Below are 22197 nucleotides of genomic sequence, written 5' to 3' on the forward strand. Positions count from 1 at the left end.
TCCTGCTATGTAGGCTTACTTGACGGCATCTTTCAATGCTTTGCCCGGTTTGAATGCAGGAACTTTGCTTGCCGGAATTTCCATTTCTTCGCCCGTTTGCGGGTTGCGTCCTTTCCGGGCGGCGCGCTCGCGCACTTCAAAGTTTCCAAAACCGATTAATTGCACTTTATCGCCTTTTCGCAGCGCTTCTGTAATCGAATCAAACACCGCATCAACGGCTTTTGTCGCATCTTTTTTGGAAAGACCGCTTGTTTCAGCGACCGCGTTGATCAATTCCGTTTTGTTCATGCCATTCACCTCCTCCCAAGGGGCTGGTCTTGTTTACTACCATTTGTGCACACTTTTCTGCTTTTCTATACATAGACATCCAATTCCAGCGGCAAGAAGGCCCGCGCGCCGCGCCGGCGCAGCCAATCATTCTATGTTTGCCTCGCGACAGTCCGCAGGAGATGCGCCTATGCCGCCGGCTGAAGCCCCTTCCCAACAGTTTGGGCTCCTCCTGTTTTCGCCGGGCGCAAACGAAGCCAAGGGCGAGGAAAGCCGCCTTCTTCCCGCCAACAGGCGGTGACATGCCTAATCTTAACCAATTGACCGCGGAAATTCAACATCTTTTTTCGCAAAAACGGCCAATTTTAGGCATATTTCACCAAAACAACGATTTCAGATAAAAGATTACCATAACGCCATGCCTATAATCAAGTGCCAATCCTGATTTCTCAAGGGTTTTGGCGATTTTTTCCCTTTGCCGCTTAGCAACTGAAAAAATGGCATCAAAAAAAGCTCCCTTGTCGGGAGCTTGGCGCGCGGCCTCCGCTTTTCTTTCTGTCTAGCTGCGGCCGCTAGCTCCCTTCCGCAAAATAACCTCCGCCCTCGAAGTGCAAGCACTTCTGCGGGCGGAGAACATTTTGCCTCGGGAGCTTGCGCGCGGCCTCCGCTTTTCTATAAAATAATCGCGATGAGGCCGCCGGAGCCTTCGTTGATGATGCGCTCAAGCGTTTCTTTCAGCTTGTAGCGGGCGTTTTCCGGCATGAGCGCAAGTTTTGCTTGGATGCCTTCACGGACGATGGAGCTGAGCGAGCGGCCGAAAATGTCAGAGTTCCAAATCGACAGCGGATCGTCTTCGAAGTCTTGCATTAAATAGCGGACGAGCTCTTCGCTTTGCTTTTCCGTGCCAATGATCGGTGCAAACTCCGATTCGACGTCAACTTTGATCATATGAATCGACGGCGCCACAGCTTTCAAACGGACGCCAAAGCGCGACCCTTGGCGGATGATTTCCGGTTCGTCAAGACTCATGTCAGACAAAGCGGGCGCAGCGATGCCGTAGCCGGTTTGTTTGACCATTTTCAGCGCGTCGGCGATTTGGTCATATTCCGCTTTCGCATGGGCGAAGTCTTGCATGAGCTGAAGCAGATGGTCTTTGCCGCGAATCTCGACGCCGACGATTTCTTTTAAAATTTGATCGTACAGCTCATCCGGTGCATACAAGTCAATTTCGGCGATCCCTTGCCCCATTTCGATGCCGGCAAGCGCCGCTTTTTCGATGAAATCGTACTCGGCAAACTGCTGCACAACCCGGTCGACGTCGCGCAGCCGTTTGATGTCTTTGACGGTGTCGCGCACCGCTTCTTGATAGCTTTCGCGCAGCCAATGATCTTCGCGCAGCACCATCACCCAGCTCGGCAAGTTGACGTTCACTTCAAGCACCGGGAATTCATATAATGCTTCACGAAGCACGTTATACACGTCGGCTTCGCGCATGCTTTCCACGCTCATGGCGAGCACCGGAATGTCGTACTTTTCGGCGAGCTCGCGGCGAAGCGCCTCGGTTTCCGGATGGTGCGGCCGAACGGTGTTGACGATCATAATGAACGGCTTGCCGACTTCTTTGAGCTCGCTAATGACCCGTTCTTCCGCTTCGACATAGTCTTGGCGCGGAATTTCCCCGATCGTGCCGTCCGTCGTAATGACGACTCCAATCGTCGAATGTTCTTGGATGACTTTTCTTGTCCCGATTTCCGCCGCCTCTTGGAACGGGATCGGCTCTTCATACCAAGGCGTGTGGATCATCCGCGGCCCGTTTTCGTCTTCATACCCTTTTGCGCCGGGCACGGCGTAGCCGACGCAGTCGACAAGACGGATGTTGACTTCAAGCCCCTCATCCACTTTCACCGTCACCGCCTGGTTTGGCACGAACTTCGGTTCTGTCGTCATGATCGTCTTGCCGGCGGCGCTTTGCGGCAGTTCATCTTGGGCGCGCGCTTTATCGGCTTCGTTTTTAATGTTCGGAATCACGACCAACTCCATAAACCGTTTAATAAACGTCGATTTTCCGGTGCGGACGGCGCCGACGACCCCTAAATAAATGTCGCCGCCGGTCCGCTCGGCGATATCTTTAAAAATATCGACCTTTTCCAAATAACTCCCCTCCAGTCCTTCGGTCGTTATAAGAAACAGTGGAATGAGCTAGCATAGTCGGACACTATATGCATATGATGTTGTCCGATTCGGTTATGACTAAAATAGAAAAAATCCCTTCTCTAGAATGTATTTTCCTAGAGAAGGGAAGATGACTCATTTTGTAAAAAAAATCGGTTCATTCGTCTTGGCGTCGATCGTATAGGGCAACGAATACGCCGGCACAAACAGCGAATGGTCGGTCAAAATCGGGCGAATATCGTCACCCGGCTTGTAGTGGTGCGGATATTTTTTCAACGCCGCATACAAATCAGAACGGTAGTCAATGTAAATTTCTCCATTCCCGTCGATGACAAACGGCAAGTTGTTGCCGGAAAACGGGCTGACGACATAAGGCGGCTCTTTATAGCCGAGCTTTTTGTAATCGAGCGTAAATACGCCCGGCGCAACGACGTCTTGAAACGGCGGATATTTATGCTTGTCCGTGTACATGCTAAGCCGCAGCTTCAGATCACGGATGCGTTCGGCTAAGCGCAGATCAAGCAGCTTGACCGTCGGGTTCGTTTCCGCATCGATGATCATATACTGGAAGACGCCCCCGCTTTCATAGGCGTTTCCCGGCGGCTCCTGCATATAGCGGGGAACGAGCTTTTGAAAATCGACTGGATACTTCAAATACATCGGCGTGTTCATGTCGCGTGTTTTAATCGGCAGAAGCCCGCCGGTCGCCTTCCGGTACTCATCCACCGCCGATTGGACGGCCGCCACTTGGTCTTTGTAAGGAATTTGGTTTTGTTTCAGCCGCTCTTGTGGATACAAGCAGCCGGAAAGCAGCGCCAAACATATACATGACAACAACAAGCGAGCGATTCGTTTCATCTTTCCCACCTTTTTGCCTATTGCGGTGTCGGTCCGCTGAATACGACGAAAATGATGATGATGCCGGCGAAAATCAAAAGAATGTAGGCGACGAGCGCCAACAGAAAGCGAAGCCATTTCATCTTGACTTTGTAGCGGCTTAAGTAAATGAAGCCGACGGAAATAAACATAAACACCATCGAGGCGATGGCGATCCACATTTTCGCTAACGCCGGTGACATGGACGCTCCTCCTTTTTTCGACAACTATAATTATAGCATTGGCAAAAAAAAAGCTGAAGTAAAGCGGGGCTTTCTTTACTTCAGCATCCCCTCATACCCTTCCGGAAGCTCAAGCCGATGATGGTTCGCCATATTGTATGCAGAACGAAGACGACTTGTACCGCCATTGGCCTATTTTCATCATTCTTGTTCGGCAAAAATGTTGTTTAAGTCATCCATTTCCTCTTTTTTTCCGCGCGCCATGAGCGAATCGACCGCCTCTTTCGGGTCTTTTCCCGCAAACAATACGTCATAGAGAGCTTCGGTGATCGGCATCTTCACACCAAGCTCTTTCGCCAGCTCATAGGCGGCTTTTGTCGTTCGCACCCCTTCGACGACCATCCCCATGCTCTCAAGCACCTCGTCCAGCTTTTTTCCTTGGCCGAGCATGTAGCCGGCCCTCCAGTTGCGGGAATGGACGCTCGTGCACGTGACAATCAAATCGCCGACTCCCGTCAAACCAGCGAATGTCAACGGATTAGCGCCGAGGGCGCAGCCGAGGCGGGCAATCTCGGCGAGCCCGCGCGTGATGAGGGCCGCTTTGGCGTTATCCCCATAGCCAAGCCCGTCGCTGATTCCAGCGGCCAAGGCGATGATATTTTTCAGCGCCCCGCCGACTTCGACGCCGATTAAATCCGGGTTCGTATACACGCGAAAATAGTGATGGTTCATAAAGATGTCTTGAATGCGGCGCGCCGCTTCCATATTTGGCGACGATACCGCCACGGTCGTCGGGTGGCGGAGCACGACTTCCTCGGCATGGCTCGGCCCGGAGAGAACGACAACATCTGCAAGCCATTCCCCCATTTCCTCGGCGACCATTTCCGACACCCGCTTATGCGTCCCTGGTTCGATTCCTTTGCTGACGGCAACAATGGTGATCGGCTTGGCCAAGCAGGCGCGCACGTCCGCAAGCACCGAGCGGATCGCTTTAGTCGGCACGGCGAGCACAACGATCGCAACGCCGTCAAGCGCAGCGCAAAGGTCGTCATAGCCGATAATGGCGTCCGGCAGGCGAACGCCTGGCAAATATTTTTCATTTGTCCGCTTTTCGTTGATTTCGCTGATCTGCTCGGTCCGATGACCCCAGAGCCGGACGTGGTGCCCATTGTCAGCCAGCACGAGCGCCAACGCCGTTCCCCAGCTTCCAGCCCCCAATACGGCGATGTTCTCCATCGTTTTCCACTTCCTTTATCCGATTGTCGCAACCTTGAAAAATAGCAATCGCGCCGCCTCTTCGCTCCTGTTCGTCCGACTTTCGCGGCGGCGACACATGGCTTACGCTCCTGTGACACCACCCACACAGAACCAAGCTTTCCTTGGTTCGAGCCTCTTCGCCGGCCTCGCAACGCGTATCGCCGATGGGCGCGCGGCCTCCGCTTTTCTTCCTGTCTAGCTGCGGCCGCTAGCTCCCTTCCGCAAAATAACCTCCGCCCTCGAAGTGCAAGCACTTCTCGGCGCGGAGAACATTTTGCCTCGGGAGCTTGGCGCGCGGCCTCCGCTTTTCTTATTTCCGCGGGCGGGCGATGATTTTAATCGGCGTGCCTTCAAAACCGAATGCATCGCGGATGCGGTTTTCCAAAAACCGTTCATATGAAAAATGCATCAGTTCCGGGTCGTTGACAAACGCGACAAACGTCGGCGGTTTGACGGCGACTTGCGTCATGTAATAAACTTTCAGACGCCGCCCGTTATGCGTCGGCGTCGGATTCATCGCCACCGCATCCATGATGACTTCATTGAGCACATTTGTCTGGACGCGCATCGCATGATTGTCGCTCACAAGCCGGACGAGCGGCAAGAGCTTATGCAGCCGCTGCTTCGTTTTCGCCGATACGAACAAAATCGGCGCATAGTCCAAAAACGGAAAATGATCGCGAATCTTCCGCTCAAATTCGACCATCGTTTTGTCGTCCTTTTCAATCGCATCCCATTTATTGACGATAAGAATGACACCGCGACCCGCTTCATGCGCGTATCCGGCGATTTTTTTGTCCTGCTCGATGATGCCTTCCTCAGCGTTTAACACAACAAGCACGACGTCCGAGCGCTCAATGGCCCTTAACGCGCGCAAGACGCTATATTTTTCCGTGCTTTCGTAAATTTTTCCTCGTTTGCGCATCCCTGCCGTATCAATGATAACATATTCCTGCCCTTCGCGCACAAACGAGGTGTCGACGGCGTCCCTCGTCGTACCGGCGATGTCGCTGACGATGACCCGCTCCTCACCTAAAATGGCGTTGACAAGCGACGATTTGCCGACATTCGGCCGGCCAATGAGGCAAAACTTAATGACGTCTTCTTCATACTCTTGTCCACCGCCCTTTGGAAAATGACGGACAACAGCATCAAGCAAATCGCCAAGCCCTGTCCCATGAGCTCCGGAAATCGGATACGGCTCCCCAAAGCCCAGAGCGTAAAAGTCGTAAATCAAATCACGCATTTCCGGATTGTCGATTTTGTTCACCGCGAGCACAACCGGCTTATTCGACCGGCGGAGCAGCTTGGCCACCTCTTCATCAGCCGCAGTCACACCGTCCCGGCCGTTCGTCATAAAGATGATGACATCCGCCTCATCGATGGCGATTTCCGCCTGCTGGCGAATTTGCACAAGCAGCGGCTCGTCGCCAATGTCAATGCCGCCGGTATCGATCAAATAAAACGAATGGTTCAGCCATTCGGCTCGGCTGTAAATGCGGTCGCGCGTCACTCCAGGCACGTCTTCGACGATGGAAATGCGTTCCCCGACAATGCGGTTGAAAATCGTCGATTTTCCTACATTTGGACGGCCGACAATGGCCACGACTGGATTTGCCATGCTACCACCCTTTATCTTCGTTTTCTCCTTACCTTTGTCGCTGAAAAAAAACGCCCTTTTCGGAAGGGCATCGGTCCATCAACGCCAAGGGCACTTGACTGCGAGGCTAGGAAGGAAATGACTTTTTACCAATCAAGTGCATCTTTTAGCGATGAACCAGGGCAGGCTACAACTGCTTTATTTTATCAAAAAGCGAAACGCTCAACAACTAATGTTTGACGATAATAAGAAGCCCCTCGCCCACTTCATGGGCGATGCCATCCAAAATCGCCTCTAAATTCGCGGCGATCTGTTCCATTTCCTCTTTCGTTTGGCAAATAAAGATCGGCGCACCGCCGGCGACGCGCCCGCCGTTCATCGTAATGACGGCCAAAATTATTTTTTCATGCGTCATCGCCGCTCCACCCCTTCCGCTTCCAACGCCGTTTCTTCGGCATGCGGATGGCGCTCTCAAGCACCGGCACGTTTTCGATGACAGCCTTCGCCTTCTCGACATCCTCGACTTGCGGCAAAATAAAAATGCCGACGCGTCCGTCATTCAAATCGCGCTTGGCGAGCGGCACGAGCGCCGGCGTTCCCGAGTCGCGGTAAATGCCGAGGGCGGTCGATACATCATGCAAAATCGCCTGCCGCTGCCCAAGATTGGCGATCGTCGTGCGGGCGTTGAAATTTTTCGGCGTTAAAATAAACCCCATTCCATAGCGCAAAATTTCTTCGCGCCGCGCCGGCAAGCCGATGTTCATGATATAGATGTTGTCAACATACAGCCCTGCCCCTTCAAAATGCGGCTTGACATATTGGACCTCGGCAATGTCTTTCAGCCGGCTTCCGCTCATAAACCGCCGCGCCGTCATAAGGCCGATGATACTGGCGGCAAGCGCGGCCCAAATGTCCCATACTAAATAAAAGAGCGTCGATAAAAAGGAGACGAAAATGACTAAATAGTTCCGCCCTTCAAACACAATCGCGATGCCTTCGATGTATGTTTTTCCTCTCGGCACCAGCTCATACTGATCCAACTCGTTCAACGTATTGCGCTCCATATTGCGTACGTCGCGAAATTGTGAGGCGGCCAAGGCCAAAAACGTGATCGCTGCGAACTCTTTTTCCATAATCGCCGGCACGGCGACCGTTCCCAAGCCGGCGGCAATGGCCCCTAAGGCGATATGGATTGTCCGACCGTGCAAATACGTCGGGTATTGCCGGTAATCGGTGCGCAACAAATAAATCCGCGTCAACACCCCAGCGGCAACACCGTATAAAATCGGAAACGTGTATTCGTTCACGGCTGCCTCGTCCTCCTTACAGGCCGTTTTTCCTCAAGCTGCAGCGAGAAGAAGCGGATCGATTCCCAAACGAGCAAAGATGATGCGCTAATGGCGAGCGCATCCAAAAAGGAAAACGACCCAAGCACATAACCCGGCGCCATGCGCAAGATGGACATGGCGTACACCACTTCCCCTTGACAGCCGCCGAGCGCCAGACAAAGAAGGCGGGCGGATATGCGGCGGTGGAACAGACTGCTGATCAAGGCCATCCACCAGCCAAGCATCCATTGGCCATCAAGCCAAATCCAGACCGGATCAAACAAGGCAAGCAGACGAAAAGCGGCATAGGCAAACGCCAAGCCGGACGCTGACAGCGCCATCCGCAGCCATCCGCATGGCCGCTGTGTGACCGCCACGTAACAAGAGGAGAAAAAAAGCACAAAAAAGGACGCCGCCATATGAATGGGACTGATCTTCACCGTCATCGAGGCCGAACTGATCATGAAAAGCGAAAATGCAGCCAGCTTCGTCCGCTCGACGGTCTTTTTCATCAAAAATGTCGCTGCAATCCATAACGCCCAAAAAAAGAAATAAAAATAAGCTCCTTCCATCTTTTCCACTCCTTATTATGTTCATTATGTCATCTTTTATGAACGTTCATTCCCGTATAGAAAAAACAGCATTCGTTCATAGTAAAAATGATCGCTGTACCGAAGCAGAAAGGAGCCATGGCGAAATGGGAAAAGATCGACAGGAAAAAAAGCTGAAGCAATCGCGGCGCGTCGAGTCAGATCGAGATCAGTCCCTCTCCTATAAAGGAGCGGCTCGGCTCGACACGCCGGAGGAAGCGCGGGAACGGAACGAGCACTAAAAATGACGAAAGGCCTTTCTCTACAACCACTCTGTTCGTTTGATTCCAAAAAAACGGCATTTCCATTGCCAATGATGAAAAGCTAGCCGCGCCAATAAGGACGGCTAGCTTTCGTTTACGGCGAAAAAACGATTTCGAACGAAAAATGGTCTATTCTCCTCTATGTGTCAAGGATCTTCCTTAAAGATTGAACATTCGTTTTTCGGTGTAGTCTACCGCAACCTCCTTCCCGATGCAAAACAAACAACTTCTGTTGATGGCAGGTTCAACTAGATAGAACAAGGCATCAACTTTTGGCTAAACAAAAAACCCCACCTTGATGGCGGCTGCCACCAAAATGGGGTTGCTTCACAGTTCGTCATTTCAATTTTTTCAGCTGCTCGCCAATCACTTCGCCGAGCTGAAAGCCGCGCGTTTCCGACGTTCTTGTGTATTGGCTGTAATCCTCGGCCGGCGCGGCCGCCTCTTCCTCAAGCAGCGCGCGGATGCTGAGGGAAAGGCGGTGATCCGCTTCGTTGACGTCGAGCACTTTCGCCTTCACCACGTCGCCTTCTTTCAGCACTTCATGCGGCGAGCCGATGCGGCGGTTGGCGATTTGCGACACATGCACCAATCCTTCGACGCCTGGGAAGACTTCCACAAACGCGCCGAATGAAGCGAGCCGTTTCACCGTCCCGGTGACGACATCACCCGGTTTCACTTTTTCGCCGAGGCCTTCCCATGGGCCCGGCAGCGCTTCTTTGATCGACAGCGACAGGCGGCCTTGTTCCGGGTCGACAGCCAACACTTTCACTTTCACCGCATCGCCTTCTTTCACCACTTCCGACGGATGAGCGACGCGCGTATGGGAAAGCTGGGAAATATGTACGAGCCCATCAAACCCGCCGACATCGACAAAGACGCCGAAATCGGCAATGCGGCGGACGACGCCATCCAACACTTGCCCCGGCTCAAGGCGGGAGAGCAGTTCTTTTTGCTGCCGCGCTTGTTCTTCCTCAACGACCGCCCGATGCGACAAAATGACGCGGTTTTTCTCGCGGTCAAGCTCGACGACTTTCACGGCGAGCGTTTTTCCTTTATAATCGGAAAAATCTTCGACGTAATGCGGCTCGACAAGCGACGCCGGGATGAAGCCGCGCACTCCGACATCGGCGACAAGACCGCCTTTGACGATGTCTTTAATGACTGTTTCAAATGTTTCGCCGCTTGCAAATTTGCGCTCAAGATCTTCCCACGCCCGCTCGGCGTCCACCGCTCTTTTCGATAAAATGAGCAACCCTTCTTCCCCGTCTTTTCCTTCTTCCACTTTTTTGACTTTGGCCGTCACTTCATCGCCGACAGCGACGGCATCGCTCGGTTTTTCAATATGCAAGTTCGACAGCTCGCTGATCGGAATGATGCCGCTTTGCTTGCTGTTTTCCACCTCGACCAGCACTTGCTTGTCCTCAAGCTTCACCACTTTGCCGCGGACGATATCGCCCACTTCATACACATTGACTTGCACATTCATCTCTTCTGTCATCGCAAAAACCCTCCTTCATCGACTGACAACTGTCAAAAGCGCGCCTCGCGCCGAGGCCGCGGCCGGCTGTCGGCAAAATAAGGACGCTTTTCTAGTTAGTATACCATATTTTCTCAATCAACATGTACTATAATGCTCATTGAGGCGGCGGAAGGGATGCCTCGAACAGCATATTCCTTTCATGCTCGCTGATGCTCTTCCAGCAGCCGGCGGATATGATCCATAATGTAATCGGCCGCTTCTTCCGGGCTCGCTTTCCGCGCGCGCAGCGGCGCCATATCGATCGGCGCTCCGTACACAACCTTAAGCGGCACAAACGGACGGTACGGGCCGACAATGGCGCACGGGACAACGGCGGCCTCGGTGCGCAAAGCGAAAAAGCCAACGCCGGGCAGCGCCTTTTTCAGCCGGCCGTCTTTGCTGCGCGTCCCTTCCGGAAAAATGCCGAGCACTTCGCCTTGCTTCAGCACCTCAAGCCCCGTGCGCAGCGCCTGGCGGTCGTTCATGCCGCGCTTGACCGGAAAGGCATGCAAGCTTTTGACGAGCGTTTTCACGACCGGAGCACGAAACAGCTCTTCTTTCGCCATAAACCGAATCGGCCGCGGCGCCGTAATGCCGATGACCGGCGGATCTAGGTTGCTGATATGGTTGGCGCAAAGAAGCACGCCGCCTTCCTTTGGAAATTGTTCAATCCCGATCGTTTGAATGCGGTAAAAAGGGGTGAGCACTCCCTTGACGATCCCCTTGGCGAATGAATAAAAGTCCACCGTCATCCAATCCTTTCGTTGACAATCTCCATAATCCGCTCCACCACTTCCTCAACCGACAGCGATGTCGTATCGATTTCCACCGCATCCGGCGCCTTGCGAAGCGGCGCTGTCTCCCGTTCCGAATCGAGCCGGTCGCGGCGGGCGATCTCTTCTTTCAGCTTTTCAAGATCGGATGGAAAGCCGCGCGCGAGATTTTCCTCATGCCGGCGCCGCGCCCGCTCCTCGACCGAAGCTTTCAGGAAAATTTTTACTTCGGCGTTTGGCAGCACATGCGTTCCGATATCGCGCCCGTCCATGACGACGCCGCCCCCTTCCGCCAAGGCGCGTTGGCGGGCGACCATCTCCTCGCGCACAAGCGGATGCTTCGCAACAAGCGACACCGCATTCGTCACCGCCTCACCGCGGATGATGTCGGTCACATCGTCGCCATTGACTAGGACGATCTGTCCATGCGGCGACGGTTTCAACTCAATCGATGTATCGCGAAGCAGCGACAGGAGCGCCTGCTCATCATGGATGTCGACGCCGCATGCAAGCGCCCGGTACGTCAGCGCGCGATACATGGCGCCGGTATCGATGTATACGTAGGAAAGCCGCTCAGCGATCCGTTTGGCGACCGTGCTTTTCCCCGCCGCGGCGGGTCCGTCGATTGCGATGCTGATTCGTCGTTTCATCATTTCCTCCTAGCTTTACCGAAAATCGCTTGATGAGTGCACAAAGAAAAATGCAGGAAAACCCTGCATGTCTCCATGTTCATTGTACCATATCCGCCGTCAACGGTCGACGGCCGTTTCAACTGTTTTCGTTTTTTCTGGCTTGGCTACACCTTCGTATTCATACACCTTGCCGATATACAACGCCGCTGGCGTGTACAACACAAGCCATTGGGCGATCAACAGGCAAATCGTCTGGATGACGACAAGCTTCCACAACAGCTGTTCGATCCGTTTCATGGCGCAAGCCTCCTGCTTTCCCATTTTTTCTAGCAGTATTCCACGCGCCCAGCTCATTTATTCTGTTCGTTCTCCCATTTTCTCTCCTCAAGCTGCCGTTCAAAGCTGTAGCGAATGAGCCGAACGCGGTCTTGGGGGGCGAGGTTTGTGAACTCCACCGACATTTTCGCCATGCCGCGTTCGTCATCAGCCATGCGCACAATCGACGCCTTCGTTTGCACGTAATGGTATTCGCCGGAGCGCATCGCCAACACGAGCCAAAGCTCGACCGCCATGCCGGGGCGAAGAAGCGGAGCGTGCGCCGGCGGCACAAGGAGGGCGGCACCGCCGGCGCTGATATCCACCGTCTTCGTCACAAACGGAGCGAACTCGCTGTCAGACGGATGGACGGCCGCATCGACATTGGCTTTCACCCGTACATAACGGCGGCGCTGGATGCGCACGACGTATTCCTCGCCCGGGTAAGCCAAGACGACCATCGGCAACGGATCGCGGATTTTCCCCTTCACTTCGGTATCAAACATGTATAAACCGCCGTCTTGCCCGACAAAAGTCGCTTTAAACTGCATCCCGTTCAACAAATAAACGGTTTTTCCGCTCTGTTCATCGATCGGATAGCTGATATGAACCGCCCCGTCAGCAACAGCGAGCGCTTTGCTTCGGTATTGCCGCGCTGAGCCGTCCGACGGCTCAAGCCGGATCGAATCTCCGATTTTGATCATCATGTTTCCTTTTCTCCTTTTCAGTCAGCTGCCGAACCGGCGATCGTTTCGCTGACCCGCATGATGTCCCATGACGATTATACCATACCGTCCGACTGCCTTTGACCAAAAAAAGAGGAAAAGCCGACAGCGCCAGCTTTTCCTCCCTTGTTTTCATCTGTAATTCGGCTCCACGCTTTCGAGCTTCTCGACTTTTTCTTCAAGGCCGGTTGCGGCGTTAATGAACAGTTGATACGTTTCATCGCCAAGCGTTCCTAAAAACTCATAGCAAAGCACCGGTTTTTGCAAATCGTTCATAATGACCGCCTGGCGCTCTTCCATCACTTTCAAATGTGGGTTTAACTTTTTCTTCGCCGCCTCGACGGTGAGCGTCGGTTTGGGCAACGGACGCGGAATGGACGATGACAAATAGTCGCGCGCCGTAAAGCCGACGACATGGCCGTTGTCAAGCGCCACTTTCATTTGGATCGCTTCCGGGTAAATGCGGACGCCGTTTTCGCTTTTAACAAACGTCAGCACGGCGACATTATCGTATTGCGTGCTGTCGTACAACTCAAAGCCGGCGAATTGATGCCGTCGCAAAAACGCCATCCCGCGGTTGGCCGCCTCATGCAAGCTGACCTTCGGCTTGCCGATTGGCCGGCTGTTTAACGCCCAAATCGGATATCCGCCGTTTTTCGTCACATCCATATAAATGTCGCCCTTTGTTTTCGGATCGTGAATCGTTAAACTGTAAAAACGCTCATCCGCCCCATTGCCGCTGTCCGTCACCTTGATTTTCTCTGTTCCTTTTAAGCCGAGAAACTCGCGGGCGATCCGTTTCGCCTCGTCTTTGGAAATCGGGCGCCCTTTCGCGCGGACAAAGCCTTTTTCCTCGTTGGCGAGGCCGATGAACGACGGGCCGAACTCGGACGAACTTGAGAATGTATCAACATTTTTCTCCACCGCTTTTAAGCCGTCAATAATGATGTTGTCGCCTTTCTCGTCGTTCGTCGCCAGCGCCAGTTCGACGTCCATCCAGCGCAAATTGTTTTCCAGCACTAAATGCTGCACGTTGCGCAATTCTTGGCGGATCGCGCCGGCGCTTTTGTACAGCGCCTCGAGCGTCTTGTGCTCTTCTTCGGTCAACGGCTCTTTTTCCAAATCGCGCACGGCCGTCCGGTAGCTGAACTCGCCGATTTTCGATAAAAACTCTTGCGTCTTGTTAAACGGCAAAAGCGACAGCGGCAGTTGGCCGACATCGGAATGGGCTTCAGATGCGATTTTCCACACTTCGGCGAGCGCCGGCGACAATGAGGCGTGCGAATTCATCGCCAGCGTCGCTCCAAGCTTGTCATGCAGCAAATCGATCTGGTAGGCCAAATCGTGGAACGCGCGCTGGTAATTGTTTTCCGCATGAATTAAGATCGCGTTTTTTTCCTGATGCTCCCGGTAGCCCCAGTAACCAGTGCCGACGACAGCGACGACAAGCGCTGCAATCAGTAAGTTTCGCACCATCTCGTCTCCCTCCTTTTATTTGCAAAAAATATGGTTTCCAATCCGCTTGATTTGCGGGCGGCTCCAAATCCAAGCGCTCGTCGCCGTGGCTGGGTTAAAGTAGTAAATCGCTCCGCCGGTTGGGTCCCAGCCGTTGATCGCATCAAGCACCGCTTTTTTCGCCGTTTCATTCGGCGTCAGCCAAATTTGCCCATCGGCGACCGCGGTAAACGCGCCTGGCTGAAAGATCACCCCGGCGACCGTATCCGGAAACGACGGATGCTCCAGCCGATTTAAAATAACGGCGGCAACCGCCACTTGTCCGATGTACGGCTCCCCGCGCGCTTCCCCGTAAACGGCGTTTGCCATCAGCCGAATATCGTTTTGCGAAAACCCTTTCGGCACGTTCGACGCCGTCGTTTTCGCTGCCCGCGACGATCCTCCGCCGCGTTTTTTCACCTGCTGGCTGAGCGGAATGCCGCCGTAATGGGTGAAATCGTTTCCTTGGCGGATTTGCTCTTTCACAAACTGCTCGTAATATTTTGAAGCGTTCACAAGCTTCCGTTTCGTCTCCGATCCGGCTAGTCCATCGACCGGCAAGCCGTATTCGTATTGGAAATTGCGCAGCGCCCAATACGTTCGCCAGCCAAACACGCCGTCAATTTTGCCGTTGTAAAACCCAAGGTATTGCAGCCGCGCCTGCAGTTCAATGACATCATCGCCAACTGCTCCACGCTGAATCACTTGCGGGGAAAACGCGAAAGCATGGCCTGATGGGTAAATGCACGTCCAAACAGCCAATGCGATGAATAGAACCCATTTTCTTGCCATATGTGAACCTCCCGTCAACACTCACCGTTTTTACCCCTATTTTCCTTCCGTTTCCCCTTTTTTATGCGAAAAAAAGAAAAAGCCAAAGCTTTTACGCTTGGCTTTTCACAGGCGGCACCGCTTGAGGGCGGGCGTATCCTTTCGCTTGTTTTACTTTGCGCAACGCCGCCCACCATAAGGCGAGCATAAACAACCCCATGTAATAGCCCCATCGCTCTTTGGCGAGCAACAGCCAGTCATAGACGCCATGAAGGAAAAACGGCAACAAAAACGACGCCCATAAATAATAGCGGCGCTTTTTTACGGCAAACTTCGCCTTGCCGAAATAAAACCCCATGATGACGGAAAAGAGCGCATGACTGGACACCGGCAAAAGCGCACGGGCAATGGCCGTCTCCACTCCGTTGGCCAACAAGTACAAAATGTTTTCCAGCGTCGCGAACCCAAGCGAGACGCTGGCGCTGTACACAATGCCGTCATACGGCTCGTCAAATTCGTCGTGGTCATACACAAAAAAATAAACGACAAACCATTTGACAAACTCCTCAAGGAGCGCAGCGGAAAGAAACGCCTCGGCTGCCGGCGACGCGACGATCCCTTCTGCCGCCAGCACGTATTGGATGAACATGATCGGAAACACAAGCAAGACGCCGAACAAAAACATGCGCAACACAAACGAAAGCGGCTCAGCCTCATACTCGTCCTTTAAATAAAAATAACTAAGCAGCGCCACCCCGGGGGCGACGCCGGCGGAAATCAACGAAAACATCCTCGATCCCCGTTTCTTTGGCATTTTTAACTTCATCGTACCACGAAACAGGGGAGAAAAAAAGAGGAATTGCTGGGCCGCTTGTTGCCTAATAAGCGAACAAGCCATCAACGGCGGCGTCGGCAGCAAGAGCGACAGCGAGCTTGATGCGCGCCTTTTTCGCATCGTAGTCGCTGCCAAGAATAACCCCTTTCTTATGCAAATCGTAGGCGCTGCCGGGGTAATCGTACGTTGTATACACCGCCCCTTCCTCGGCGCTCGTCGTCACAACGACTTTGATCCCCGCTTCGATGGCTTTGACGATTTCATCGACCATTTTTGGCGCCACTTGCCCGCGGCCGACCCCTTCGAGCACAATGCCAGCGACGCCGCTTTCTCGAGCCGCTTTAATGAACTTGCCGTCCGCCTCCAAGTAGCATTTCACAATGTCCACCGGCGGAAGCGGGCGCACAAGCTTGTAATATTCGCGTCGGATCGGCTTTTGGTACACGTACACCTCATCGTTGTCAATGATGCCTAAATAGCCGAAGCCGAAAGCGTTGAATCCTTGAATGTTCGAGGCGTGTTCTTTTTTCACGTATTTCGCGGCAAAAATGCGTTCATTGAACACAACGACCGCCCCCGCCCCACGCAACGACTCGGCGCACGCGGCGTAAATGGCATGGCGGATGTTGATGTACACATCGCTGCCCAAATCAGACGGCGCCCGCTGCGAACCGGTGACGACGATCGTCCGCGGGTCATCGATCGTCAAATCAAGGAAATAGGCCGTTTCTTCGAGCGCATCGGTTCCGTGAGTGACGACGATGCCATCAACGGATGGATCGGTGAAATGCGCCTCAATCCGTTTTTTCAGCTCAAGCCAATGCGAAAACGTCAAATGCATGCTTGGCAATTGAAATACGCTTTCCACGATGATTTCAATTTCTTTCGGCAAATGGCACATCGCCGCAAGTTCTTCACCGCTTAGCGCCCCGGCCCGCAGGCGGCCGGAGCGTTCGTTTCGCTTGCTCGCAATCGTGCCGCCGGTTGTCAGGAGCACCACTTTCCGTTTCGTCACGCAAGCCACCCTCGCTTTCTCGCTTTAGCATCATTACACGAATGTTGATTATCCATTATTTTACTAAAAAACAAAGAATGGTATGGCTGAACACACGCTTTTCTGCCTCTTCCCTCGAACAAGAACGCCGGCGGGCAAATGTCATTTGCCCGCAAGGCGTTCATTGTTCGAGGAGGGCATGCCGTCATATGCCCAGTCGATGTATTGGCCAAGAAGCGCTACTGCAGCTGCTTGGCCGACCCCTCCCGTTCGCGCTTGGCGATGCAGGCGGCAATAGCGTCTCCATGGAAGCGGCCGTTTTCGATAAAAATTTCATTCGCATCGTTGCCAGCGGCGATCACCCCGGCGATAAACACCCCCGGCACGTTTGTTTCCATCGTCTCTGAATCATAATGCGGCCGGCCGCTTTCCGGGTCGATCTGCACCCCGATGTTCATCAAGAAGCGATGATCCGGATGGTAGCCGGTCATGGCAAACACAAAGTCGTTTTTGATTGTTTTCGTTTCCCCGTCCACTTCATACACGACCGCATCTTCGGTAATTGCTTTCACATGTGCGCGAAACTCCATGCGGATGACGCCTTTCTTCACAAGAGAGTCAAACTCCGGCAAAATCCACGGCTTAATGCTTTTCGAATACTCGTTGCCGCGATACAGCACTGTCACGCGCGCCCCAGCTTTCACAAGCTCCATCGCCGCGTCGACGCTCGAGTTTTTCCCGCCGATGACAACGCAGTCGGTGTTGAAGTACGGATGCGCTTCTTTAAAGTAATGCATCACTTTCGGCAGCTCTTCCCCCGGCACGTTCATATAGTTTGGATGGTCGTAATAGCCGGTGGCGATGACGACGTACTGCGCGCGGTACGTCCCTTTTGTCGTTTCAATAAGAAATGCTCCATCTTCCTGCGGCTTGACGGTTTTCACTTCTTCAAACGTATTGACGCGCACTTGCTTGCGAACCACGACTTCCCGGTAATAAGCGAGCGCTTGATTTCGCGTCGGCTTCCGGTTTTCCGTGATAAACGGCACGCCGCCGATCTCCAACCGGTCGCTCGTGCTGAAAAACGTCTGATGCGTCGGAAAACGGTAAATCGAATGGACGATGTTTCCTTTCTCGATCACCAGCGGCGAAAATCCGGCGTCTTGCAAAGCAATCGCCGCCGCCAGCCCGCACGGACCGCCGCCGACAATAATGATTTTCTCCTCTTTCATCGTTTTTGCCACCTCGCATGAAGCAAAAAATCCCCTATCTTATGATAGGGGATTTCACCAAAGCTTGCAAACATCGGCGCTTGCTCGCCTCACACCCAGCCGCGGAACCGGCACGCTTCCGCCATTTTGCGGACGCCGACCATGTAGGCGGCAAGGCGCATGTCGACGCGGCGCGTCTGCGCCATTTCATACACGTTGTTGAACGCTTTGACCATCACTTTTTCAAGCCGCTGTTCCACTTCTTCTTCCGTCCAATAGTAACCTTGGTTGTTTTGCACCCATTCGAAGTACGACACAGTCACGCCCCCAGCGCTTGCAAGCACGTCCGGAACGAGCAAAATGCCGCGCTGCGTCAAAATTTCCGTCGCCTCAAGCGTCGTCGGCCCGTTCGCCGCCTCGACGACGATGCTCGCCTTAATGCGCGGAGCGTTTTCGGCCGTAATTTGGTTTTCGATGGCCGCCGGCACCAAAATATCGCAATCGAGCTCAAGCAGCTCTTGATTCGAAATCGTATTTTTAAACAGCTTCGTCACCGTGCCAAAGCTGTCGCGCCGTTCAAGCAAATAGTCGATGTCGAGCCCGTTCGGGTCGTACAGCGCGCCGTACACATCGGAAATGCCGACGACTTTCGCCCCGGCGTCGTGCATAAATTTGGCCAAATAGCTGCCGGCGTTGCCGAACCCTTGAACGACGACGCGCGCTCCCTTGAGCGACAAGCCGCGTTTTTTCGCCGCCTCGCGGATGCAAATGGTCACTCCTTTGGCCGTCGCTGTTTCCCGGCCGTGCGAACCGCCGAGGACAAGCGGCTTCCCGGTGATAAACCCTGGCGAATCAAACTCGCGAATTCGGCTGTACTCATCCATCATCCACGCCATAATTTGCGAGTTCGTAAACACATCCGGCGCCGGAATGTCTTTTGTCGGTCCGACGATTTGGCTGATGGCGCGCACGTAGCCGCGGCTTAGCCGCTCGAGCTCGCGGAACGACATCGTGCGCGGGTCGCAGACGATGCCGCCTTTGCCGCCGCCGTATGGCAAGTCAACGATGCCGCACTTTAAGCTCATCCAAATCGACAGCGCTTTCACTTCTCGTTCCGTCACATCAGGATGGAAACGCACGCCGCCTTTCGTCGGACCGACCGCATCGTTATGCTGCGCGCGGTAGCCGGTAAAAATTTTCACCGACCCGTCGTCCATGCGCACCGGAATGCGGACTGTCAACACGCGGATCGGCTCTTTTAACAGCTCATACACTTCTTCCGGGTAGCCGAGCTTTTCCAACGCTCTATGTATAACAATTTGTGTCGACGCCAGCACGTCGTATTGTTGTTCTTTCTCTTCCGTATGCTTATCGGCTGCCATACGTAAACCTCCTATAAGCTCGCTATAGTAATTTGTCGCCTTTCATGTCATAGTATACACCTTCTGTGGCCGGATGCAAAGGAAAAATGGCGAAGCGGCGTCGAACAGTTGGCGCAAAAAAATAGACTCCTTGTCCATTTCAAGGAGCCTTTCTATACCTTTAATTGGCGCGGAAATAACGAACGAGCTGTTCGATCGCGCGGCGTTCAATCAGCCGCTTCCCATATTCTTGCACACGATGTATCGTTATCGTAGCCGGGTTGCCAAACTCGGCCAGCAAGGCGACAAAGTTGTCGAGCGGAATTGGGGGCTCTTCGGGAACATGCAAGTAAAAGCGGCCTTGATAGGAATAAAGCGTGCCGTCGAGGCAACCGACCGCATGCAGGCGATGAGCGAGCTGGATGACATCTTCAAACGTTTGGAATTCGTAAAATATGTCATCGCTCTCATCGAGCGTTACTTGCATTTCGATATAATCGTCGGCGAATTCTTCTTCCATGTTGTCGTAGTCGCCTTCGTTCGTAACGATAACGACCATGCCCTGCGCCGGTAAAGAGTACACTTCGACCGCGATCGATCCGTTCACTTCAAAACCGAGCTCTTCGCTTGCTTCCTCGATCATATCGCGGAACAGCTGATGGACTTTAAACGTATCTTTCCATAAATCGTCTTTCGTCAACCCGCGGTCCAGCAAATCGTCAAACGTCAGGAAAATTTTGATTTTGTTGTGGGTCAAGCGCTCAAGACGCATCGGCACCCCTCCTTACCTACAGAGCCATCTCTTACCGTTATTGTATGACGCAAGCGGCAATTGGTTCGTTTGTTGTTATTAATGAGTTTACATCGTTTTCCCCGTTTTAGACAAGCATTTTTTCTCGGTTGCTCCCCGATCAGCATACTTCCTCCTGTCATGGCCAGCGATGCGGCATCGTCTGGCGGCTTCTCAACGTCATCATACCATAAAAAAAGGAAAAAACGAAAAAAAGCGCCGCCAGCCGCCAATGGAACTGAAACGCCCAATAAAAATGGCCGAGCGCCGCCAAGCTGAACAACCATTGGCCTAAGCGGAGCCGCCGGCCGGACAACAAACGCACCGTCCCGGTTACAGCGATGCTAAGAAGCGCCCCGTTGGCAGCGACGCCGAGCAAAAAACAAGCAAAAGCAAGCCATGTTCGAAACGGGGAAAACAACAGCTGCGTCAAAAACAAGGTTGGGGAAAACGGCTCAAGGGGCGGCAGCCAGCGAAAAAACAAATACGTGCACAAGACAGCGACAAAGGCGATCATCCATAGGCGGCCCATTTTTTCCTCCTTATTATTGCCATGATTCGCCATGACAAACAGGCATGAACGGTACTGCTCTATCATAATATAGACTGAACTTTGCCAAAAAAGGAGGGGTTTCATGTTTACAACGCGCAAACAATATGAGCCGTATACAAGCCCGTTTGACCCATGCCCGCCGATCCGCGTGAAAACATACGTCACCGCACCAAACTTATACGTCGGATTCCAGCCGCCCAACTTGCCGCAATTCCCTCTTCGTGAAGCGTTGATGAAAGGGACGCTTTGGCAAGTGTTTTACGATCCGTACTACAGCCCTTACGAAACAAAGACAAAAGGTGATGGCTCATGAAACAAATGCCAAAGGAGTATTATGAACAGCTTGAAGAGCTGCAAGCCGTCGACTTTGCCCTCGTCGAACTGACACTCTACTTGGACACCCATCCGACCGACTATCAAGCGATTCAACAATTTAATCAACTCGCCAAAAAACGGAAACAGCTGAAAAAACAATTTGAAGCCGCCTATGGTCCGCTTGAACAGTTTGGCCATAGCTATTCCAACTACCCGTGGAACTGGGACGACACGCCATGGCCTTGGCAAGTGTAGCCGATCCATCACGAACGCAAGGGGGGAACGGATCATGTGGATTTATGAAAAAAAATTGCAATACCCGGTCCGCGTCAGCACGTGCAATCCGCGGCTGGCAAAATATTTGATCGAGCAATACGGCGGGGCAGACGGGGAGCTGGCAGCGGCGCTCCGCTACTTAAACCAGCGCTATACGCTGCCGCCGAAAGTCATCGGGCTGCTAAACGACATCGGTACGGAAGAACTCGCCCACCTTGAAATGATCGCAACGATGGTGTACAAACTGACGAAAGACGCGACGCCTGAGCAGCTAAAAGAAGCCGGGCTGGAGCCGCATTACGTCGACCATGAGCGCGCCCTCTTTTACCATAACGCCGCCGGCGTTCCATTCACGGCGACGTACATCCAAGCGAAAGGCGACCCGATCACCGACTTGTATGAGGACATCGCGGCCGAAGAAAAAGCGCGCGCGACATATCAGTGGATCATCAATATGAGCGACGACCCGGATTTAAACGACGGACTCCGCTTTTTGCGCGAGCGGGAAATCATCCATGCCCAACGGTTCCGTGAAGCGGTGGAAATTTTAAAAGAGGAGCGCAACCATAAAAAGGTTTTCTAAGCCAGCAGCTGAGCGGAACCCCCGCTCAACTTTGTTCATAATAAAGATTGATGCCATACTCCCGCTTCATCCATTCAAACAGCCGATGGCGCCCGTTCCACTGTTCTTGGTCCTGCCATAAATCGATGCTTTTTTGAATGATCTCACAGCGAAGGGCGTGAAAATCGTCTTCCGCCTTTTCGCTTTTTCCTTTGTAGTAGACGGCTGCCCAATAAACGGTGCTTAAAAGAAGCAGAATCAACACATGGGCAGGCGCAGCGAAAAACCAGGCGATCCGCTCTCCCCACGTCCCGAAAGCCGCCGCCTTGGCCAAAAGATAAAGCAGGAAAACGGCCAAACCGGAAAACGCGGCCGCCTGCAAGAGCAACGTCCGCTTTTCGAGCCGCTCCCATTTTTTCTTTTTTTCGATGACGGCCATCAACATTTCCTTCGCCACTTCATCGAGGGGAAATTCATCTGGAAAATGGACCATCTCCTCTCCCCCTTGTCCTGTTTTTATTGTCCATCATATG

The 22197-nt window shown here is 53.2% G+C and carries 27 protein-coding genes; 4 read left to right on the forward strand and 23 right to left on the reverse strand.

The genetic code is table 11. The features are described 5' to 3' along the window. Nucleotides 1-15: 15 nt before the first annotated feature. From GT3570_RS10550 to GT3570_RS10595, 9 genes are all read right to left on the reverse strand, one after another. On the reverse strand, nucleotides 16-288 hold the full coding sequence (locus tag GT3570_RS10550) for an HU family DNA-binding protein (RefSeq protein WP_008879623.1): 273 nt from the start codon (nucleotides 286-288) through the stop codon (nucleotides 16-18). A 651-nt stretch (nucleotides 289-939) separates the two neighbouring features. Continuing rightward, nucleotides 940-2418 carry a stage IV sporulation protein A gene (gene spoIVA / locus GT3570_RS10560; RefSeq protein WP_011231701.1) on the reverse strand — a complete coding sequence of 493 codons (1479 nt, stop codon included), beginning with the start codon at nucleotides 2416-2418 and terminating at the stop codon, nucleotides 940-942. 156 nt (nucleotides 2419-2574) lie between these two features. Further along, the gene (locus tag GT3570_RS10565; protein ID WP_011231702.1) at nucleotides 2575-3297 is read right to left on the reverse strand and encodes a hypothetical protein; all 723 of its coding nucleotides are present in this window, start codon (nucleotides 3295-3297) and stop codon (nucleotides 2575-2577) included. Nucleotides 3298-3314: 17 nt separating this feature from the next. Next, nucleotides 3315-3518: a DUF2768 domain-containing protein gene (locus GT3570_RS10570; protein WP_011231703.1), complete on the reverse strand. Its 204-nt coding sequence runs from the start codon at nucleotides 3516-3518 to the stop codon at nucleotides 3315-3317. 180 nt (nucleotides 3519-3698) lie between these two features. Then, on the reverse strand, nucleotides 3699-4733 hold the full coding sequence (locus GT3570_RS10575) for an NAD(P)H-dependent glycerol-3-phosphate dehydrogenase (protein ID WP_011231704.1): 1035 nt from the start codon (nucleotides 4731-4733) through the stop codon (nucleotides 3699-3701). Nucleotides 4734-5064: 331 nt separating this feature from the next. Then, nucleotides 5065-6375 carry a ribosome biogenesis GTPase Der gene (gene der, locus GT3570_RS10580; protein WP_011231705.1) on the reverse strand — a complete coding sequence of 437 codons (1311 nt, stop codon included), beginning with the start codon at nucleotides 6373-6375 and terminating at the stop codon, nucleotides 5065-5067. A 208-nt stretch (nucleotides 6376-6583) separates the two neighbouring features. Further along, nucleotides 6584-6769: a capping complex subunit for YIEGIA gene (locus tag GT3570_RS10585; RefSeq protein ID WP_011231706.1), complete on the reverse strand. Its 186-nt coding sequence runs from the start codon at nucleotides 6767-6769 to the stop codon at nucleotides 6584-6586. Beyond that, the gene (locus GT3570_RS10590; RefSeq protein WP_011231707.1) at nucleotides 6759-7661 is read right to left on the reverse strand and encodes a YIEGIA family protein; all 903 of its coding nucleotides are present in this window, start codon (nucleotides 7659-7661) and stop codon (nucleotides 6759-6761) included. Before GT3570_RS10590 ends, GT3570_RS10585 begins: the two co-directional genes overlap by 11 nt. After that, the gene (locus GT3570_RS10595) at nucleotides 7658-8254 is read right to left on the reverse strand and encodes a YphA family membrane protein (protein WP_011231708.1); all 597 of its coding nucleotides are present in this window, start codon (nucleotides 8252-8254) and stop codon (nucleotides 7658-7660) included. The genes GT3570_RS10590 and GT3570_RS10595 overlap by 4 nt, the downstream gene beginning before the upstream one ends. A 125-nt stretch (nucleotides 8255-8379) precedes the next feature. Between GT3570_RS10595 and GT3570_RS18010 the strand changes: the two genes are divergently transcribed. Further along, nucleotides 8380-8514, forward strand: a complete 135-nt coding sequence (locus GT3570_RS18010; protein WP_013524139.1) for a YpzI family protein — start codon at nucleotides 8380-8382, stop codon at nucleotides 8512-8514. A 358-nt stretch (nucleotides 8515-8872) separates the two neighbouring features. On the opposite strand, the gene rpsA is transcribed toward GT3570_RS18010, so the two are convergent. From rpsA to GT3570_RS10660, 13 genes are all read right to left on the reverse strand, one after another. Beyond that, nucleotides 8873-10036 (reverse strand): 30S ribosomal protein S1, encoded by a 1164-nt coding sequence (rpsA, locus tag GT3570_RS10600; protein ID WP_011231709.1) that lies wholly within the window; start codon nucleotides 10034-10036, stop codon nucleotides 8873-8875. Between the two features lie 179 nt (nucleotides 10037-10215). Beyond that, nucleotides 10216-10809: a lysophospholipid acyltransferase family protein gene (locus GT3570_RS10605; RefSeq protein WP_011231710.1), complete on the reverse strand. Its 594-nt coding sequence runs from the start codon at nucleotides 10807-10809 to the stop codon at nucleotides 10216-10218. Further along, on the reverse strand, nucleotides 10806-11480 hold the full coding sequence (gene cmk / locus GT3570_RS10610; RefSeq protein ID WP_011231711.1) for a (d)CMP kinase: 675 nt from the start codon (nucleotides 11478-11480) through the stop codon (nucleotides 10806-10808). Before cmk ends, GT3570_RS10605 begins: the two co-directional genes overlap by 4 nt. Before the next feature lie 99 nt (nucleotides 11481-11579). Further along, nucleotides 11580-11759: a YpfB family protein gene (locus GT3570_RS10615; RefSeq protein ID WP_011231712.1), complete on the reverse strand. Its 180-nt coding sequence runs from the start codon at nucleotides 11757-11759 to the stop codon at nucleotides 11580-11582. Between the two features lie 53 nt (nucleotides 11760-11812). Continuing rightward, nucleotides 11813-12481 carry a flagellar brake protein gene (locus GT3570_RS10620; RefSeq protein WP_041468023.1) on the reverse strand — a complete coding sequence of 223 codons (669 nt, stop codon included), beginning with the start codon at nucleotides 12479-12481 and terminating at the stop codon, nucleotides 11813-11815. Between the two features lie 153 nt (nucleotides 12482-12634). Beyond that, on the reverse strand, nucleotides 12635-13978 hold the full coding sequence (gene ypeB / locus GT3570_RS10625; protein WP_041467891.1) for a germination protein YpeB: 1344 nt from the start codon (nucleotides 13976-13978) through the stop codon (nucleotides 12635-12637). Between the two features lie 15 nt (nucleotides 13979-13993). Continuing rightward, nucleotides 13994-14788, reverse strand: a complete 795-nt coding sequence (gene sleB, locus GT3570_RS10630; RefSeq protein ID WP_011231715.1) for a spore cortex-lytic enzyme — start codon at nucleotides 14786-14788, stop codon at nucleotides 13994-13996. A gap of 91 nt (nucleotides 14789-14879) precedes the next feature. After that, on the reverse strand, nucleotides 14880-15557 hold the full coding sequence (prsW, locus tag GT3570_RS10635; RefSeq protein WP_012820744.1) for a glutamic-type intramembrane protease PrsW: 678 nt from the start codon (nucleotides 15555-15557) through the stop codon (nucleotides 14880-14882). A gap of 88 nt (nucleotides 15558-15645) precedes the next feature. Beyond that, nucleotides 15646-16617, reverse strand: a complete 972-nt coding sequence (locus tag GT3570_RS10640) for an asparaginase (RefSeq protein WP_011231717.1) — start codon at nucleotides 16615-16617, stop codon at nucleotides 15646-15648. Between the two features lie 218 nt (nucleotides 16618-16835). Next, on the reverse strand, nucleotides 16836-17828 hold the full coding sequence (locus tag GT3570_RS10645) for a YpdA family putative bacillithiol disulfide reductase (RefSeq protein ID WP_011231718.1): 993 nt from the start codon (nucleotides 17826-17828) through the stop codon (nucleotides 16836-16838). A gap of 89 nt (nucleotides 17829-17917) precedes the next feature. After that, a complete protein-coding gene (locus GT3570_RS10650; protein WP_011231719.1) occupies nucleotides 17918-19189 on the reverse strand; it encodes a Glu/Leu/Phe/Val family dehydrogenase in 1272 nt (423 codons plus the stop codon). A 160-nt stretch (nucleotides 19190-19349) separates the two neighbouring features. After that, entirely contained in the window at nucleotides 19350-19940 is a 591-nt protein-coding gene (locus tag GT3570_RS10655; RefSeq protein ID WP_062898748.1) for a genetic competence negative regulator, read from the reverse strand. 157 nt (nucleotides 19941-20097) lie between these two features. Then, a complete protein-coding gene (locus GT3570_RS10660) occupies nucleotides 20098-20490 on the reverse strand; it encodes a hypothetical protein (protein ID WP_042380375.1) in 393 nt (130 codons plus the stop codon). A gap of 103 nt (nucleotides 20491-20593) precedes the next feature. Here GT3570_RS10660 and GT3570_RS10665 point away from each other — a divergent pair, with 103 nt between their 5' ends. The 3 genes from GT3570_RS10665 to GT3570_RS10675 are packed head-to-tail and all read left to right on the forward strand — an operon-like array spanning nucleotide 20594 to nucleotide 21685. Further along, complete coding sequence (locus GT3570_RS10665) at nucleotides 20594-20824, forward strand: spore coat associated protein CotJA (protein WP_014196217.1); 231 nt, start codon at nucleotides 20594-20596, stop codon at nucleotides 20822-20824. Continuing rightward, nucleotides 20821-21081, forward strand: coding sequence for a spore coat protein CotJB (locus GT3570_RS10670; protein ID WP_014196218.1), 261 nt, complete (start codon nucleotides 20821-20823; stop codon nucleotides 21079-21081). The genes GT3570_RS10665 and GT3570_RS10670 overlap by 4 nt, the downstream gene beginning before the upstream one ends. A 34-nt stretch (nucleotides 21082-21115) precedes the next feature. Continuing rightward, nucleotides 21116-21685 (forward strand): manganese catalase family protein, encoded by a 570-nt coding sequence (locus tag GT3570_RS10675; RefSeq protein WP_011231723.1) that lies wholly within the window; start codon nucleotides 21116-21118, stop codon nucleotides 21683-21685. 25 nt (nucleotides 21686-21710) lie between these two features. Here GT3570_RS10675 and GT3570_RS10680 read toward each other — a convergent pair whose 3' ends face one another. Next, entirely contained in the window at nucleotides 21711-22157 is a 447-nt protein-coding gene (locus tag GT3570_RS10680) for a YpbF family protein (protein ID WP_011231724.1), read from the reverse strand. Nucleotides 22158-22197: the final 40 nt, after the last annotated feature.

Source organism: Geobacillus thermoleovorans, assembly GCF_001610955.1.
Taxonomy (GTDB): domain Bacteria; phylum Bacillota; class Bacilli; order Bacillales; family Anoxybacillaceae; genus Geobacillus; species Geobacillus thermoleovorans.